This is a genomic window from bacterium (genome assembly GCA_024742285.1).
Lineage (GTDB): Bacteria > Myxococcota_A > UBA9160 > UBA9160 > UBA4427 > UBA4427.
In genome coordinates, this window is the sequence record JANSYR010000002.1 from 88,591 (window position 1) to 105,291 (window position 16,701).

The 16,701-nt window shown below is 69.0% G+C and carries 13 protein-coding genes; 11 read left to right on the forward strand and 2 right to left on the reverse strand.

All coding sequences use genetic code 11. The annotated features are described in order from the left end of the window. Window positions 1-14 precede the first annotated feature (14 nt). On the reverse strand, window positions 15-1,274 hold the full coding sequence (locus NXI30_04155) for a replication-associated recombination protein A (GenBank protein ID MCR9093387.1): 1,260 nt from the start codon (window positions 1,272-1,274) through the stop codon (window positions 15-17). A gap of 291 nt (window positions 1,275-1,565) precedes the next feature. On the opposite strand from NXI30_04155, the gene recN reads away from it, so the two are divergent. The 7 genes from recN (at window position 1,566) to NXI30_04190 (ending at window position 11,947) form a co-directional block, all read left to right on the forward strand. After that, window positions 1,566-3,305, forward strand: a complete 1,740-nt coding sequence (recN, locus tag NXI30_04160; protein ID MCR9093388.1) for a DNA repair protein RecN — start codon at window positions 1,566-1,568, stop codon at window positions 3,303-3,305. Between the two features lie 217 nt (window positions 3,306-3,522). Next, window positions 3,523-3,864 (forward strand): FHA domain-containing protein, encoded by a 342-nt coding sequence (locus NXI30_04165; GenBank protein MCR9093389.1) that lies wholly within the window; start codon window positions 3,523-3,525, stop codon window positions 3,862-3,864. Window positions 3,865-3,887: 23 nt separating this feature from the next. After that, window positions 3,888-4,868 carry a M23 family metallopeptidase gene (locus tag NXI30_04170; protein MCR9093390.1) on the forward strand — a complete coding sequence of 327 codons (981 nt, stop codon included), beginning with the start codon at window positions 3,888-3,890 and terminating at the stop codon, window positions 4,866-4,868. A 360-nt stretch (window positions 4,869-5,228) separates the two neighbouring features. Beyond that, on the forward strand, window positions 5,229-8,012 hold the full coding sequence (gene secA / locus NXI30_04175; GenBank protein MCR9093391.1) for a preprotein translocase subunit SecA: 2,784 nt from the start codon (window positions 5,229-5,231) through the stop codon (window positions 8,010-8,012). A gap of 49 nt (window positions 8,013-8,061) precedes the next feature. Continuing rightward, entirely contained in the window at window positions 8,062-9,255 is a 1,194-nt protein-coding gene (gene argJ, locus NXI30_04180) for a bifunctional glutamate N-acetyltransferase/amino-acid acetyltransferase ArgJ (protein ID MCR9093392.1), read from the forward strand. A gap of 362 nt (window positions 9,256-9,617) precedes the next feature. Beyond that, entirely contained in the window at window positions 9,618-10,238 is a 621-nt protein-coding gene (locus tag NXI30_04185) for a hypothetical protein (protein ID MCR9093393.1), read from the forward strand. 62 nt (window positions 10,239-10,300) lie between these two features. After that, the gene (locus tag NXI30_04190) at window positions 10,301-11,947 is read left to right on the forward strand and encodes a DUF1554 domain-containing protein (protein MCR9093394.1); all 1,647 of its coding nucleotides are present in this window, start codon (window positions 10,301-10,303) and stop codon (window positions 11,945-11,947) included. Window positions 11,948-12,006: 59 nt separating this feature from the next. On the opposite strand, the gene NXI30_04195 is transcribed toward NXI30_04190, so the two are convergent. Then, entirely contained in the window at window positions 12,007-12,705 is a 699-nt protein-coding gene (locus NXI30_04195; GenBank protein ID MCR9093395.1) for a hypothetical protein, read from the reverse strand. Window positions 12,706-13,105: 400 nt separating this feature from the next. On the opposite strand from NXI30_04195, the gene rpsB reads away from it, so the two are divergent. From rpsB to frr, 4 genes are all read left to right on the forward strand, one after another. Beyond that, window positions 13,106-14,242 (forward strand): 30S ribosomal protein S2, encoded by a 1,137-nt coding sequence (gene rpsB / locus NXI30_04200; GenBank protein MCR9093396.1) that lies wholly within the window; start codon window positions 13,106-13,108, stop codon window positions 14,240-14,242. Window positions 14,243-14,397: 155 nt separating this feature from the next. Continuing rightward, the gene (gene tsf, locus NXI30_04205) at window positions 14,398-15,264 is read left to right on the forward strand and encodes a translation elongation factor Ts (protein ID MCR9093397.1); all 867 of its coding nucleotides are present in this window, start codon (window positions 14,398-14,400) and stop codon (window positions 15,262-15,264) included. 17 nt (window positions 15,265-15,281) lie between these two features. Then, window positions 15,282-15,989 carry a UMP kinase gene (gene pyrH / locus NXI30_04210; GenBank protein MCR9093398.1) on the forward strand — a complete coding sequence of 236 codons (708 nt, stop codon included), beginning with the start codon at window positions 15,282-15,284 and terminating at the stop codon, window positions 15,987-15,989. A gap of 124 nt (window positions 15,990-16,113) precedes the next feature. After that, a complete protein-coding gene (gene frr, locus NXI30_04215; protein ID MCR9093399.1) occupies window positions 16,114-16,683 on the forward strand; it encodes a ribosome recycling factor in 570 nt (189 codons plus the stop codon). The last annotated feature ends 18 nt before the right edge of the window (window positions 16,684-16,701 follow it).

Genomic DNA, 16,701 nt, shown 5'->3' on the forward strand with positions numbered 1-16,701 from the left:
GCGAACGGACGCGCCTAACGTTCCGCGTCGCGCCGGGCGCGCCAGGCCCGCAGGCGCTCGCCGATCTCGTTCTCGGCGCCGCGGTCCTTCGGCTCGTAGTAGCGACGGCCTGCCAGTCCCTCCGGCAGATTCTCCGCTGCGACGAAGCCGTCCTCCGCATCGTGGGCGTAGACGTAGTCCTCGCCGTAGCCGAGCTCCTTCATCAGGCCCGTCGGCGCGTTGCGCAGATGCATCGGGACCGGCAACGGCCCCTGACCCTCGAGGTCCGCGATCGCCGCGCCGAGCGCGAGATAGGCCGCGTTGCTCTTCGGTGCGCAGGCCAGGTACGTCGTCGCCTGCGCGAGGGGGATCCGGGCCTCGGGCATCCCGATCTTCTCGACCGCCTGGTGGGCCGAGACCGCCAGTCCGAGGGCGGACGGGTCCGCGTTGCCGACGTCCTCGGAAGCGAAGATCACCAGGCGCCGCGCCACGTAGCGCGGGTCCTCCCCGGCCTCGAGCATCCGCGCGAGGTAGTGGATCGCCGCGTCGGGATCGCTCGCGCGCAGGCTCTTGATCATCGCCGAGACGACGTTGAAGTGTTCTTCGCCGTCGCGGTCGTGGCGGAGCGCGATCCGCCCGACCGCTTCGCTCACGGTCTCGTCCGAGAGCGGCTCGGCGCGGCGGCCGCTCGAGAGATGGATCGTCGCGCTCGCGTCGAGCATGCCGAGGAGCCTGCGGGCGTCACCCTGCGAAGCGAGGATCAGCGATTTCCGCGCGTCCTCCGACAGCGTGATCCCCGAGCGACCGAGGCCGAGCGCTTCGTCCTCGAGCGCCCGGTCGAGCACGCGCCCCAGCGCCTCGGCTCCGAGCGCCTCGAGCGGGATCACCCGACAACGCGACAGGAGCGGGGCGATCACGCTGAACGAGGGGTTCTCGGTGGTCGCGCCGATCAGCGTGACCGCGCCGGCCTCCACGTGGGGCAGCAGCGCGTCCTGCTGGGCCTTGTTCAGGCGATGGATCTCGTCGATGAAGAGGAGCGTGCGCAGGCGGGTCCTGCGTGCGGCCTCGATGGCCTTGCGGATCTCCGGCACGCCGGACGTCACGGCGGAGAGCGGAACGAGCTTCGCGTCCGCACGCTCGCCGAGGATCCAGGCGAGGGTCGTCTTCCCGCTGCCCGGCGGACCCCAGAGGATGATCGAGGAGAGTGCGCCGCTCTCGAGCAGGGTGTGCAGCGGGCGCCCCGGCGCGAGCAGGGTCTCGTGGCCCACCAGGTCCTCGAGCCGCCGCGGCCGCATCCGCTCGGCCAGCGGGGCGTGGGGCTCGAGGCGGCGCTCGGTCTTCGTCTCGAAGAGATCGAGCGTGTCGTCGGGGGGCGGCATGGCGCGAGCGTAGCCGAGGCGATCGGTGTGTCGGGATTAGCTCCAGGTCGTGACGGATCCGGTCGCAGCCTCGCGGACCCCGATTCCCGCGCGAAGGGCGCCGGTGGTGTTGAGGGCGTCGCTTCGAAACGGGATCATGACGAGGTTCCGGCTCGCGTGGGCAGGGCGGCGGATCGGCGCCGAGTGGGTTGGTGGGGTGAGGCATCCATGATCGAAGTGCTGCGGATCGACAACCTGGCGCTCGTCGAATCGGTCGAGCTCGAGTTCGGCGCGGGACTCAACGTCCTGACCGGCGAGACCGGCGCGGGCAAGTCGATCATCCTGAGTGCACTCGCGCTCCTGACCGGCGGCCGGGCCTCGGCGGAGACGCTCCGCAGCGGGGCGGACGAGGGGGCCGTCGAGGCGCTCTTCCGCATGGACGGACACGAGGACGTGGCCGAGGCGCTCGAAGCGCGCGGACTCGCCGATACCACCGATGTCACCGATGCCACCGATGCGACCGAGGAGGTCGCGGGCGAGGCGCCCGAGCTGATCGTGCGGCGCACGCTCCACGCCGGGGGACGCAGCCGCGCGCGGATCGGCGGCCAGCTCGTCCCGGTCTCGACGCTCGTCGATCTCTTCGGAGGCCAGCTCGAGATCTCGAGCCAGCACGGCTCCCAGGCGCTTCGGCATGCGGAGGTCCACGCCGTCGCCCTCGATGCCTATGCGGAGAAGACCGCTCTGCGCGAGACCGTCGCCCGCGAGGTCGCCCGGGTCGGCGAGCTCGACCGCGAAGTCGCTGCGCTCCGGGCCGCCGAGGAGGAGCGCGCGCGGAGGCTCGACTTCCTCCAGTACCAGCGCCAGGAGCTCGAAGGCGAGGAGCTCGATACAGAGAGCGTCGCGCAGCTCGAGTCGGAGCACCGACGCCTGACCTACGCCGAGCGACTCGCCGACGAGATGGCCACGGCGAGCCGCGCCCTCGACGGTGGTGACGGCGAGGGGGACTCGGCCGAGACCGCGATCGCGACGGCGAGTCGTGCGCTCGCGTCCGCGCTTCGGATGGATCCCTCCCTCGAAGGCCTGGCGGATCAGCTCGAGAACGTTGCGTCGGAGCTGCGCGACGTCGCGGTCCGGGTGGCGGACTATCTCGGGGAGCTCGAGATCGATCCGGCGCGGCTGGCCGACGTCGAGTCCCGGATCGCGCGCCTCGAAGCGCTGCGTCGCAAGTACGGTCGCTCGGTCGAGGACATGCTCGCCCACCGCGACGAGATCGAGCGCGAGCTCGCGGCGCTCGAGGGCGCCGACGATCGGATCCGCGAGATCGACAAGCGCCGCAGCCAGGCGATCACCGCCGCGAACGAAGCAGCCGAGAAGCTCTCGAAGGCCCGCAAGCGGGCGGCGAAGAAGCTCGCGAAGTCCGTCGAGGGGGAACTCGGAGATCTCGCGATGGCCGGGGCGCGCTTCGTCGTCGACCTCGAGACCGTGGATCTCTCGGGTGCGCCCGAGGGACTCGAGACCGGCGCGGGCGGACGCGAGCGCCCGCAGTTCCTCTTCTCGGCCAATCCCGGCGAGGCGCCGCGGCCGATCCAGAAGGTCGCCAGCGGCGGCGAGCTCTCCCGGCTCTTTCTCGCGATCAAGAATGCGCTGCGTCGGGCGGACCGGAACATGGTGATCGTCTTCGACGAGGTCGACGCCGGGATCGGCGGCGCGACCGCCGAGCGGGTAGGGCGGGTCCTGGCCGAGCTGGCCACCGAGCACCAGGTGCTCTGCATCACGCACCTGCCCCAGATCGCGGCCTTCGCCGACCGGCATTTCGTGGTGCGGAAGGAGGCCAGTGGCGGCCGCACGCGGACCCGGGTCGCCGAGGTCCGGGACGAGGCCCGGATCGACGAGCTCGCTCGGATGGCCGGCGGTGAGACTGTGACCGACGTCACACGTGAGCACGCCCGAGCGCTTCTCCAGCGCTGAGTGGGCGCCGCTCGGCGGGGCCTCGGGGCCATTCTGGGGTATTTTTCCTTCATCGAAGGATTCTTCTGGGGCCTTCTCCTCGCGGCCCCGGGGTGAACGCCCCGGGAGGCGCCTCTCGGGTCCCTCGCTCGTTCAAGAACGCGCGCGCCTGCACCGATGAAGTGTCTGGAATCCCTGGATCCCGGACGCGGGGACCGGGCCTTCGAGGCGATGCGCGATGGCGACGGATCAGATTGAAACGGGCGACAGCCGACGACGCCCCCCGAGCGGGGCGACGGCGATGGTGCTCTCGGGCTTCTACGAGGGGCTCGAGGTCGCGATCGACCGGGATCGTCTGGTGATCGGCCGGGGTCGGAAGGCCGACCTGGCCCTCGCCGAGGCGACGATCTCCCGCGCCCACGCCGCGATCGGCTTCGACGGTCGGCTGTTCTACGTCGAGGACCTCGGCAGCACGAACGGAACCCTCGTGAACGGGGCCCGCGTGACGAAGCAGGCCCTCAAGTCCGATGACGAGATCCAGATGGGAAAGCTGCGTATTGGAGTGACGCTGCCCGCCTAGGGCAGCAGGGAGCAACGACCGTCGTGGAGACCTACACGCTCATCTTCGTTCGGGACCAGCGCGCACGCCCGGTCCAGATCGCCATCCCGAAGGTCCGGGTCAGGCAGGCCGCGATCGGCCTCGCCGTCGCCGTGCTGATCGGGTGCGCCCTGACCTGGGACTACTGGCGACTGCGGGCGGACAACGCGGAGCTGGCGGACCTGCGCGTCGAGGCCCTCGAGCAGCGCGAGCAGATCGCGGTCTTCCGGACCCGACTCGAGACCGTCGACACCGAGATCGCGAAGGTGACCGAGCTCGAACGCAAGGTCCGCATCATCGCGAACCTCCCCGGCACCGCCGGCGTGGGAGGCGAGGGCGTGGCCGAGTTGGCACCGCAGGGCGTTCCGGTCGGACCGCCCGCCGGCGTGCCCGTCGACCAGACGAAGCCGCCGCAGGGCCTCCAGGGCCAGGGCGGCGGGCAGCCGCTGCCCGAGATCGGCGAGGACGTTTCGGGAATCCGGGTTCTCGAAAACCTCGGCTCCCAGGCGCTCGAGCTCTCCGCCGCCTCGGGCGACCGCGTCGACTCGCTCGAGTCGCTCCTCGAGCAGCTCGAGGACAAGCGCCAGCGTCTCGTCTCGATGCCCTCGATCTGGCCGGCGAAGGGATGGCTCACGTCGCGCTTCGGTCCGCGCGTGTCGCCCTTCACGGGGCGCAAGCAGCTCCATGCGGGGATCGACATCGCCGCTGCCAGCGGCACCTCGATCTACGCCCCGGCCCGGGGTCGGGTCAGCTTCGTGGGTCGCAAGGGGCCCCTCGGCAAGACCGTCGTCCTCGATCACGGATTCGGCGTGAAGACCGTGTACGGGCACACGAAGGAGATCCACGTGTCGACCGGTGAAACGGTCGAGCGCGGCCAGGAGATCGCCGCCATCGGCAGCACGGGTCGCAGCACCGGGCCGCACCTCCACTACGTGGTCGAGGTGAACGGCAAGGCGCGGGATCCCTTGGACTATATTTTCGATTGAGGGCTGCGCCCTCAGTCGAAAAATAATCGGGTCCTTTTCCTTGGCGGCGCTTCGCGCCTCTCGACCGCGCCTTCGGCGGCGCGGTCTTGCGCTGAGGGCTCGGGGGCTTCCTCGGTGGTCTTGCGCTGAGAGCGCTCCAGTGCCGACGGAGAGAGCACGGGAAGCGCCCTTGCGGCGTCTCCGGGGCATTCTCGTTGCCGGTGGGAGGGGGCTCTCCTACCCTCCGGCGTTCATCTCAGCACCCCCCAGAGCCCCGGTCTCCGCCCCAGACCGTGATTCCGGCAGCGCTCTACCCAGGAACGGGCGGGGCGCCGGACACACGGCGATGCGACGGCCGTGGCGGGAAGCCGGAACGGGTCGATGCAACGAGTTCTCAGCAAGGTCTTCGGCACGAGCAACGATCGTGCGATCAAGCGGCTGCTTCCGCTCGTCGAGCAGGTGAACGTCCTCGAGGGCGCGCAGTCGAAGCTCTCCGACGCCGACCTGCGCGGGTTGACCACGCGCTACCGCGAGCGGCTGGACAACGGCGAGGCCCTCGACGATCTCCTTCCGGAGGCCTTCGCCACGGTCCGCGAGGCGGCCAAGCGGACGCTGGGCCAGCGCCACTACGACGTCCAGGTGATCGGCGGGATCATGCTCCACCAGGGGCGGATCGCCGAGATGAAGACCGGTGAGGGCAAGACCCTCGTCGCAACGCTGCCCTCGTACTTGAACGGTCTGACCGGCCGCGGCGTCCACGTCGTCACGGTCAACGACTTCCTCGCCTCCCGCGACGCCGAGTGGATGGGCCAGCTCCACCGCTTCCTCGGCCTCGAGGTCGGCTCGATCCTGCACGGGCAGAACGACGCCCAGAAGCAGGCCGCCTACGCCGCCGACGTCACCTACTGCACGAACAACGAGCTGGGTTTCGACTATCTCCGCGACAACATGAAGTTCAACGTGGAGAGCTGTGTCCAGCGCGACCTCCACTTCGCGATCGTCGACGAGGTCGACTCGATCCTGATCGACGAGGCGCGGACGCCGCTCATCATCTCGGGGCCGTCCGAGCAGAACACCCAGATCTATACGATCGCCAACCGCCTGATCCCGTCGCTCCAGATGGGGACCGCCGCCGAGCCCGCCAAGGGGATCGAGGAGACCGGCGACTTCTGGATCGACGAGAAGGCCCACAGCGCGACCTTCACCGACGAGGGCATGGCCAAGGTCGAGAAGATGCTGCGCGTCGACAATCTCTACGACCCGCAGATGCTGCCCGTGCTCCACGCCATGCAGCAGGCGCTGATGGCGCACACGCTCAAGAGGGTCGACGTCGACTACGTCGTGCGTGCCGGCGACGACGGCTCGAAGGAAGTCGTGATCGTCGACGAGCACACGGGGCGCCTGATGCCCGGACGCCGCTGGGCGGACGGCCTCCACCAGGCGGTCGAGGCGAAGGAAGGCATCCAGGTCCGCAGCGAGAGCCAGACCTTCGCGTCGATCACGTTCCAGAACTACTTCCGCATGTACGACAAGCTCGCCGGCATGACGGGGACCGCCGACACCGAGGCCGAAGAGTTCGCGAAGATCTACAACCTGGACGTGTCGCTGATTCCGACGAACCGGCCGCTGCTCCGAAACGACCAGGCGGACGTCGTGTTCAAGACGAAGAAGGAGAAATTCGACGCGGTCGTCGAAGAGCTCCAGGCGCGCAACGAAGCCGGGCAGCCCGTCCTCGTCGGCACGATCTCGATCGAGACGAGCGAGATGCTCTCGAAGAAGCTCAAGCGCTCGGGCATCAAGCACACCGTCCTGAACGCGAAGCAGCACGAGAAGGAAGCCGAGATCGTCGCCCAGGCCGGACGCAAGGGCGCGATCACGATCTCGACGAACATGGCCGGCCGCGGCACGGACATCCTGCTTGGGGGCAACCCCGAGGTGATGGCGCTCGAGAAGTGCCAGCACGACAAGAATCATCCCGACTTCGAGGCGACCCTCGCGAAGTTCGAGGCGCAGTGTGCGGCGGAGCGGGGTGAGGTCCTCGAGGCCGGCGGGCTGCACATCCTCGGGACCGAGCGCCACGAGTCGCGGCGGATCGACAACCAGCTCCGCGGCCGCGCCGGTCGTCAGGGCGACCCGGGCTCTTCACAGTTCTTCCTCTCGCTCGAGGACGATCTGCTCCGGATCTTCGAAGCGGACCGCGTCAAGCAGTGGTGGGACCGCGTCGGCGTCGAAGAGGGCGAAGCGATCGAGAATCGCATGCTCACGCGGGTGATCGAGAACGCCCAGAAGAAGGTCGAAGGCCGGAACTTCGACATCCGGAAGCACCTCCTCGACTACGACAACGTGATGAACAAGCAGCGCCACGCGTTCTACGCGCGGCGCCTCGCGGCGATGACCTCCGACGACAAGGCCCTGGACGAAGAGGTGCAGGCCTGCGTCGAGGGCTTCGTGGCGGATCTGCTCGGGCGGACCTGGCCCCAGCGCGGCGAGCCGGACGACGATCAGTACGTCGAGATGGCCCACGCCCTCGAGGCCCAGTTCGGGCTCGCCTTCTCGATCGAGGAGGAGCCCTTCCGGACCGCCGACGGCAAGCGACATCCCGAGAGCGACGCCCTCGGTCACGCGATCCTCGCGAGGATCGACGGGGCGCTCGAGGAGAAGCGGGAAGAGGGGCGCGTCCTCGCGGAAGAGACCTACGCGGATCTCGAGGGCTACCCGAACTTCCAGCGCATCATGCGGGACCTTCAGCTGCAGATCCTCGATCAGCAGTGGAAGGCGCATCTCCACACGATGGATTCGCTGCGCGGCGGCATCAACATGCGTGCCTACGCCCAGCGCGACCCGAAGCTCGAGTACCAGCGGGAGGGCTTCGCGCTCTTCGGCGAGATGGAGCAGCGGATCGACGACACCCTCGCCGAGTACGCGCTCAAGTTCAGCTTCCCGCGCCCGGAGACCGGGCCGAAGGCGACCCAACGTCGCGTCGACGGCAACCAGCAGCCCGAAGCACCGAAGCCCCGGAGCCAGGGCGGGGCCGCGCCGCCGACGCCCGCCGCCGCAGCAGGCGGAGCGGCTGCCGGCGCTGGGCAAGCGCCCGTCGAGAAGGTCGGCCGCAACGATCCGTGTCCCTGCGGCAGTGGCAAGAAGTACAAGAAGTGCCACGGTTAGGCGTCCCGCCCGACCGCGCTCCCGCTCGGAGCGCCCGGAGCTCACCACCATGAAGGTTCGACGCGAGGCGTTGCCGGTCCCCGGATTTCGCGCCGCTGGCCTGCACGCCGGGATCAAGGACCGCGAGCCGGATCTCGCCCTGATCGTCTCGGACGAGACGGCTTCGGCGGCCGCCGTCTTCACGCAGTCGACGGTGGTCGGCGCGCCGGTCGAGATCTCGCGCGAGCGCGTGAAGAGCGGGCGGGCGCGGGGCGTCGTCGTGAACAGCGGATGCTCGAACGTGGCGATGGGTGCGCGGGGGATCCGGGATGCGAAGGCGATGGCGCGGATCGCGGCGAAGGCCGTCGGGTGCGACGAGGCCGAGATGCTGGTCGCGTCGACCGGGGTGATCGGCGAGCCCCTTCCGATGGACGCGATTCGCGCCGGCGTTCCGCGGGCGGCGGACGCGCTCGCGGTCGACGGCTGGATGGATGCGGCCGAGGCGATCCGGACGACGGATACCCATGCGAAGGTCGCCTCGACGAAGCTCCGGCTGGGCGGGAAGACGATCACGCTACAGGGGATCGCCAAGGGCTCGGGGATGATCGAGCCGAACATGGCGACGATGCTCTCGTATCTGGCGACCGACGCGAAGATCGCGCCGAAGACGCTCCAGGGGATGCTCCGGCGCGTGGCCGACCGGACCTACAACTGCCTGTCGATCGATGCGGAGGGCTCGACCAGCGACACCGTCGTGCTGCTCGCGAACGGGGCGGCGGGGGGCGCTTCGCTCCGGGGCGACGACGCGACGAAGTTCGAAGCGGCGCTCCTCGCGGTCTGCGAAGACCTCGTTCGTCAGCTCGCGAAGGACGGGGAAGGCGCGACGAAGCTCCTGCTCGTCGAGGTCGAGGGGGCTTCGAGCGCGGACCAGGCGAAGCGGGCCGCGCGTCGAATCGGGAACTCGATGCTCGTGAAGACCGCGGTCTTCGGCGGCGACCCGAACTGGGGCCGCATCATGCAGGCCCTCGGACATGGTCAGATCGATTGGCATCCCGAGAAGACCCGCGTGAAGGTGGGCGGCGTGACGGTCTTCGCGAAAGGGCGTTCCGCGGGTCCGGCGGCGCGCAAGCGCGCCGAGAAGGCCCACGAGAAGGACGAGCTCACGATCGAGGTCGACCTGGGGCTCGGCCGGCACGCCGCGCGGCTCTTCACGTGCGATCTCACGTACGACTACGTGAAGATCAACGCCGAGTACACGACCTAGCTCCGGCCGGGCGGCGTTCCGCAGCGTGGCGTCCGAGCGGCACGCGGGGCGAGAGTCGGACTCGGCCAGGACCGCGCCCGCTCGGGAACCGGCCGCGTGGGAACACGCCGGCGGGCACCGTCGATGTCGGCGAGTGATCGCGCACACGCTGAGGCACAGTCAGGTCGGGCTTCATCGCGACGAGACGCGCCTCGAGGCGAGCGGTCGTTTCCGATGCGCGCGGTGGTTATCCGGCCTAACGGGAAGCGCGCTCGGAGGACGTGGAAACCGCTCGCTCCCGAGGTCGGTCTCGTGATAGTGTCGAACGACCTCGACCGAATGGGGACTGCCTGCCACCTTTCCGCAGCCCCGCCGGAGCCGCAATGAGACTCGGACTCGGGTTCTCCCTCATACTGCTCGCGACGTTCGTCCTCGCGGTTTCCGCCGCGGCGTCGGAGTCGTCGAGTGCGAGCTTTCGGCACCACGCCGGGACCGTTGCGGTCGTCGCCGCCTCGGGCGGAGCGGCTCCCCTGATCGGGGGGACGCCACCGAGTCTGTCCGACGCCTCGTTCACGGTGGGTGGATCCGTGGTCGCGCGTCCGACGGGAAGCGAGGTCTCTCTCACGACGCTGCTGCCGGGCTTCTGGGCGCGACTCGTGGGCGCGCTGCCGAACCTGGACCTCGATGGAGACGGCATCTCCTCGTTTCTCGACGACGACGACGACGGAGACGGTCTGGCCGACGTCGTCGAGACGAACACGGGCTTCTTCGTCGACGCCTCGAATACGGGCACGTCGTCGACTTCCGCCGACAGCGATGGCGACGGGTTCGGCGACGGGGCCGAGGTCCTCGCTGCGTCCGACCCGAACGATCCCCTGTCGACGCCGGCGACGCCGCTCGTCCCGGGACTCGGGACACCCGGGCAGCTCGTCCTGCTCGTCACCCTTCTGCTGGCCGGTCTCGGATTCGCGGGGTCCTCGCGGTCGAGGTCTCGAGCTGCTTGACGAACGCCCGGTCCTCGCGCCTCGCGCTTGACTCGAATCGACCTCTCTCGGAGGAAAGACACATGATGGTTGCTACGCACGACAGGATGGCTTCCCGCTTCGTGAGGAGTTCGAAGCGCGGGCGTCGGCGCCTCCGGTTCGTTTCTTCGCTCGTCGCCGTCCTGCTGTCGGCCTCGGTCGCGTCGGCGCAGGTTCCGGACCGCGTGGCGTTCCAGGGGCTCCTGCTCGACGACCTGGGCACACCGCTGAACCGAACCGTCGACCTCGATTTCTCCCTGTACGATTCGCTCGCGGCTGGATCGCTCCTGTGGAACGAGAGCCAGCTCGGTGTGCTCGTGGTCGATGGTGTGTACGCGGTCGAGCTCGGAGCCACGAGCCCGCTGGACGCAAGCGTGTTCGCGGCCGGGCCCGCGTTCCTCGAGATCGTGGTCGATGGGGAGGTGCTCGTCCCGCGCCAGCAGCTCCTCGCCGTTCCTTTCGCGTATCGCGCGGCGCAGGCCGGCAACGTCGGCTCGGTCGAAGCCCTCGTCCTGGAGCAGATCGTGTCGAGCTTCGCGTTCGACGGACAGGATCCGCCGAACCTCGATCCGTCCGAGGGGACGGCGGACGTCGACGGCGACGGCACGCCCAACTTCATCGATCCGGACAACGACGGTGACGGGCGGCTCGATGCGGACGAGCTCGCGACCGGAAACTCGATCAATCTCGTGACTCCGCAGATCACGTCGATCTCGCCGACGTCGGTCCCGTCCTTTACTCCGACGACCGTTCAGGTGTCAGGCGCGTTCCTCGGAACCGTTGCCAGTGTCAGCTACGGCGCCGAATCGCCGACCGCGACCGCCATCTCGAGCACGAGTTTCGAGATCGAGGTCTCGTCCGATACGGCTGCCTCCGATCTGTCGCTCCACGTCGTCGCCGCGAACGGAGAAGCGTCGGTTCCCTTCTCGGTCCCGGTCTTTTCTGTGCCGCCCTCGATCACGGACGTGGATCCCGTCTTCGTTCTGTCGGGTGTGCCGACCGTCGTGACCATCACCGGGACAGGCTTCGTTCCCGGCACCACGGTCGAGCTCGGGGCCAGCAGCTTCGTGCCTTCATCGATCTCGTCGTCCGAGGTCGTCGTCGAGATCACGTCGTCGGCGATCGGTCCTGACGACCTGCGGGTGCTCCATCCGGGGGGCGTGTCCGGTTCGATTGCGTTCGCCGTCGCGCCCCCCGCATTCCGCTTCGTCTTCGCGACGACGTCGACGACGCGCGCCGACTTCGGAGGGATCGCGGCGGGGGATGCGATCTGCCAGAGCGAGGCGGTGAGCGCCGGTCTGTCGGGCACCTTTCGCGCCTGGCTGAGCGAGTCTCAGGCGTTGGCCTCGCCGGACTCGCCTTCGGTCACGTTCACGCAGAGCACGATTCCCTACGTGACGACGCACGGCCGGCAGGTGGCGGACGATTGGGCCGACCTGACCGACGGAACCCTGGACAACCCCATCGATCGAGACCCGGTCGGTGCCCCGGTCATCGGCGGCGTGTGGACCGGGACCGAGACCGATGGGTCGTCTCCGCCGGTCGCGACGAATACCTGCGGCGAGTGGACGCCGGGCGGTACGACCGGCGTCTTCGGGCGTACGTCGAGCTCCGGTCAGGAGTGGACGAAGGCGCTCAGTCCCCCGGCGGGCTGCGCCACTTCGCTGCGGCTCTACTGTTTCGAACAATAGATCGCTCGTCCGGCTCTTCCCGCTCGGGGCAGGGCCGGACTACAGACGGTCATCCTGCCCTAGCGTGCGAGATCGACGATCTCCCGCTCCCAGGCCTGCGTCGAGGCGCATTCGATCGGCACGCCCCGGAGCAGCTGTCGATCCGGGAGGCGGGTCGTGAGGCGGAACGAGGCGTCGTGCGTCCCCCAGCTCGCCGTGTCCTGGGGCCTCCCCAGGAAGTCGGTCGCGTGGACTGCGCCGCTCTGCTGCATGCGGAGCTCGAATCGCGCGTTGGCCTCGACGCGCGTCCGGTCGCCCTCCGGCTCGAGAAGGATCGACAGTCGACCGACCCGCCCGCTCACGAGGTGGTCGATCTCGGCGAGGCCGAGGGTCGAGCGCCGCCGGAACTTCGACGACTTCTTCGGCTCGAAGCGCCAGGGGGCGCCGTTCACGGAGATCTCGAGGGTTCCGCAGTCGATCAGGCGCTCGAGCCGGCCGGCGTTCGTGTCGTCGAGGCCGTCGCGGGCGAGGTCGATCGTGATCAGCCCCGAGTCCTTCGACACCTGCTGGACGTCGAAGACGCTCTGCGCGAGTCCCCGGACGATTCGCGCCCAGGCGTCGTCGAAGTCCCGATCGACCACCGCGACGTGGTTCGTGGCCCCGGAGGAAGGGGGCGTGTAGACGGGGACGGCCTCGATCGAGGCGCAGCCGAACGAGAGCGCGGCGAGCATCATCACGGCGTGGGGAATGAGTCCCGCCAAGAGGGAGGGGCGTCGCATCGGGATTCTCCTTCGGTCTCGTGCTGGCTACGGCTGTGTCGCAGACTCGCTTCGCTGGGACAAGAGCGTTCTCCCGCAGCGTCGGGCCGCCGCTCTCTCGTAGGGGGCGCGAATGGCCGATCCTGTTCCGACGGGGCCTTCGCGGCGCGGATCGCGCGAGGGGTGATCCCGCCGCGGGTGTCTGCTAAACACCCGCCATCTCACACGTTCCGAGTCACCCCGGCGGTGCCTCGAGCGAGGCGAGACGTCTTTCTTCCGGCGGGCCGAGTGGTCCACGCGTGGAAGGCGGCCCGGGACAATCCAGTCCGGACGGGGCGCAGCGAAGGCGGATCGGGCTCGATTCGAGGTCGGGGAGTAGGACGGCTCGGGGCGGAGGACCAACCGCCAAAGGAGAATTCCGATGTCCGAGACGCCGGTCGCGCCCGAAGAGGCCACCGAGACGACCCCCGCTGCGCCCGCAGCCCCCGAGACCCCTGCCGCCGCGACCGATGCGGCCGCCGCCCCTTCCCCCGCCGCCGACACTTCGGCCGAGAGCGAGCTGGGCCAGGCGCTCAAGGAGCAGGAGATCTCGATCCGTGCCCTGATCGAGGCCGGTGTGCACTACGGCCACCAGCCCGGTCGCTGGAACCCCCTGATGCGCTCCTACATCTTCGGTGAGCGCAACGGCACCCATATCATCGATCTCGACCAGACCCTGCCGCTCCTCAAGGAAGGCCTCGACTTTCTCCGCGAAACCACGGCCGCCGGTGGCTCGGTGTTGTTCGTAGGGACCAAGCGCCAGGCCCAGGGTTCGATCATGGCCGAGGCGAGGCGCGCCGGTCAGCACTACGTGAACAACCGCTGGCTCGGCGGCATGCTCACGAACTGGAAGACGGTCAAGAAGTCGATCGATCGATACAACCAGTATCTCGACATCCTCGGCAACGAGGAGAAGCGTGCGGAGCTCTCCAAGAAGGAGCAGTCGAGCATGCAGCGCGCCGTCGACAAGTACGCGAAGTCGCTCGAGGGCATCCGCTCGATGGAACGCCAGCCCGACGCGATCTTCATCATCGACGTCGGCAAGGAGTCGATCGCCGTGCAGGAGGCCAAGCGCCTGCACATCCCGATCGTCGGCATCGTCGACACGAACAACAGTCCCCGGGACATCGACCTCGTCGTGCCCGGCAACGACGACGCGCTCCGCGCGATCGATCTCTACTGCGTGGCCGCGGCGAACGCCTGCCGCGAGGGCTACGACCAGCACCAGCAGGAGCTCGTCGCCCAGCGCAGCAGCCAGCCGGCCAAGCAGGCGGCGGGTGAGGCGGGACCGGCCAGCGGCCGCCGCGTCGTCGAGATCAAGCAGCAGCCGCGCCGTGGCCGAGGCGGCCGCGACGGCGAGCGCTCGGGCGGTGGCAAGAGCTACTCCGCGGGCGGCGACAAGGAAGACGCCTCTGCGACCAAGGCTCCCGCGGCGACCAAGGCTCCTGCGGCGGCAGCCAAGGCCGAGACTCCGGCTCCGGCGGCCGCACCCGCCGAAGGTGGCGAAGAGAGCAAGTAGGTTCCGGACGGGCCTGCCCCTTCGAGCGGGGCAGGCACCGCTCCGTGTTCCTCGGCAACCCATTTGATACGGGAGCCCAGGCTCCCCCGATCGGATCCCTCGTGACCCGGCCGTGTGCGGTCGGGCGCGTCGCGTGATCCGGGAGATCCAAGACAGTGGCGATTTCAGCAAGTGACGTGAAGGCGCTCCGCGACGCGACCGGCGCGGGCATGATGGACTGCAAGAAGGCCCTCTCCGAGGCCGAGGGCGACGTCGAGAAGGCGATGGAGATCCTCCGCGCTTCGGGGCTCGCGAAGGCCGGCAAGCGCGCGGGCCGCGAGACCAGTGAAGGTGCGGTCGTCTTCTCCGCCCAGGGCGGCAAGGGCGCGCTCATCGAGCTCGGTTGCGAGACCGACTTCGTCGCCAAGACCGACGACTTCCAGGCGCTGGCCCAGAACGTCGCCGACGCGATCGCGGCGGCGGGCGTGATCGACGACGCCGAGGCCGCCCTCGCCGTGGCGATGGACGGCGGCACGGTCGACGAGGTCATCAAGACCACCGTCGGCAAGGTCGGCGAGAACATCCAGCTGAAGCGGGTCGCCACCTGCGACATCGAAGGCCAGACCGGCGGCTACATCCACGGCGGTGGCAAGCTCGCCGTGCTCGTCGCGCTCCAGACGGCCCAGTCCGGTGACGCGGTGGACGCGATCGCCAAGGAAGTGGCGATGCACGTCGCGGCGCACGATCCGACGCCGATCGCGATCGACCGGGACGACATGCCCGCCGACGTGGTCGAGAAGGAGCGCGCCTTCCTGATCCAGCAGGCCAAGGAGTCCGGCAAGCCCGACAACGTGATCGAGAAGATGGTCGACGGCCGGATCAACAAGTTCTTCCAGGAGAACACGCTCCTCGCGCAGGGATTCGTGAAGGACCCCGACAAGAGCGTGCGTGATATCCTCGAGGAGGCCAGCGAAGCTGCCGGCGGCGACATCGTGGTCGCCTCCTTCGTCCGCTTCGCGCTGGGAGATAGCGCCGAGTCGTGACACGGACGTACCGGAGGATGCTGCTCAAGCTCTCCGGCGAGGGACTCGCCGGAAGTCAGGGCTTTGGCATCCATCCGGACGTGCTGGCGCGCGTGGCCGGTCAGGTCCGTGAGGTCCACGACGCGGGCACCGAGGTGAGCATCGTCCTCGGCGGCGGCAACATCATCCGCGGGATGAGCGCCGCGGCCGAGGGGATGGACCGCGCCCAGGCCGACTACATGGGCATGCTCGCGAGCGTGATCAATGGCATGGCCCTGCAGGACGCCCTCGAGCGCGAGGGCGTGCCCGTCCGCCTCCAGAGTGCACTCGAGATCGCCCGGGTGTCCGAGCCCTACATCCGCCGCAAGGCCATCCGCCACCTGGAGAAGGGGCGGGTCGTCCTCTTCGCGGCCGGAACCGGGAATCCGTACTTCACGACGGATACGGCGGCAGCGCTCCGGGCGGCCGAGATCCGGGCCGAGATCGTCCTCAAGGCGACGAACGTCGACGGCGTCTACAGTGCCGACCCGACCAAGGATGCCGGGGCCTCACGCTACGATCGCCTGGGGATCGCGGAGGCGATCCAGAAGGGGCTCCGGTTCATGGACCAGACGGCCCTCGCCTTGTGTCGGGAGAACGATCTGCCGATCATGGTCTTCGACATGGACGTGCCGGGGAACATCGTGAAGGCGGTCCGGGGCGAGCGGGTCGGAACACTCGTCGAGCCGGACGCGCCGATCGCCTAGACGAGGCAGGGCGAGGCGAGGCAGGGCGGGCCGTAGCGCCCGGGCACGAGAAGAATCCCGGCGGTGTCGGAAGACCGGGCCGCCGATCGGGAACGAACAGGCAACGCGCAGGAGGGCCTCGGAAATGGCGGAAGAAGAAGACGTCCAGGCGGTGATCGACGAGGGTCGGGACGCAATGGACAAGGCGCTCGAGCGGTTCCGCAAGGAGCTCACGAAGGTCCGGACGGGCCGGGCGAGCACGAGTCTGCTCGACGGCATCACGGTCGACTACTTCGATACGCCGACGGCCCTCAATCAGCTGGCCACGCTCTCGGTCCCCGATCCGCGCATGATCGTGATCTCGCCCTTCGACAAGACCGCGATCGCGCAGATCGAGAAGGCGATCCTCTCGTCGGATCTCGGTCTCACGCCAAGCAATGACGGCAAGGTCATCCGGATCGGGATCCCGCCGCTGACCGAGGAGCGCCGCAAGCAGCTCGTGAAGCAGGTCAAGAAGGTCGCCGAGGATTACCGCATCCGCGTGCGCGACGCCCGCCGCGACACGCTCTCGCTGCTCAAGGATCTCGAGGACGACGGCCTGTCGAAGGACGATCGCCACCGCGCCGAGAAAAAGGTCCAGGATGTGACCGACGAGTACGTCGGCAAGATCGACGAACTCACCGCCCAGAAGGAGAAGGACGTCCTCGAGGTCTGACGACCGGGCGTCTTCGTT

Bases quoted from the DNA above. Each gene is read 5' to 3' on its own strand.
- NXI30_04155 (MCR9093387.1), bottom strand. From the start codon at position 1,274: ATGCGGCCGCGGCGGCTCGAGGACCTGGTGGGCCACGAGACCCTGCTC.
- recN (MCR9093388.1), top strand. From the start codon at position 1,566: ATGATCGAAGTGCTGCGGATCGACAACCTGGCGCTCGTCGAATCGGTC.
- NXI30_04165 (MCR9093389.1), top strand. From the start codon at position 3,523: ATGGCGACGGATCAGATTGAAACGGGCGACAGCCGACGACGCCCCCCG.
- secA (MCR9093391.1), top strand. From the start codon at position 5,229: ATGCAACGAGTTCTCAGCAAGGTCTTCGGCACGAGCAACGATCGTGCG.
- argJ (MCR9093392.1), top strand. From the start codon at position 8,062: ATGAAGGTTCGACGCGAGGCGTTGCCGGTCCCCGGATTTCGCGCCGCT.
- NXI30_04185 (MCR9093393.1), top strand. From the start codon at position 9,618: ATGAGACTCGGACTCGGGTTCTCCCTCATACTGCTCGCGACGTTCGTC.
- NXI30_04190 (MCR9093394.1), top strand. From the start codon at position 10,301: ATGATGGTTGCTACGCACGACAGGATGGCTTCCCGCTTCGTGAGGAGT.
- NXI30_04195 (MCR9093395.1), bottom strand. From the start codon at position 12,705: ATGCGACGCCCCTCCCTCTTGGCGGGACTCATTCCCCACGCCGTGATG.
- rpsB (MCR9093396.1), top strand. From the start codon at position 13,106: ATGTCCGAGACGCCGGTCGCGCCCGAAGAGGCCACCGAGACGACCCCC.
- pyrH (MCR9093398.1), top strand. From the start codon at position 15,282: ATGCTGCTCAAGCTCTCCGGCGAGGGACTCGCCGGAAGTCAGGGCTTT.
- frr (MCR9093399.1), top strand. From the start codon at position 16,114: ATGGCGGAAGAAGAAGACGTCCAGGCGGTGATCGACGAGGGTCGGGAC.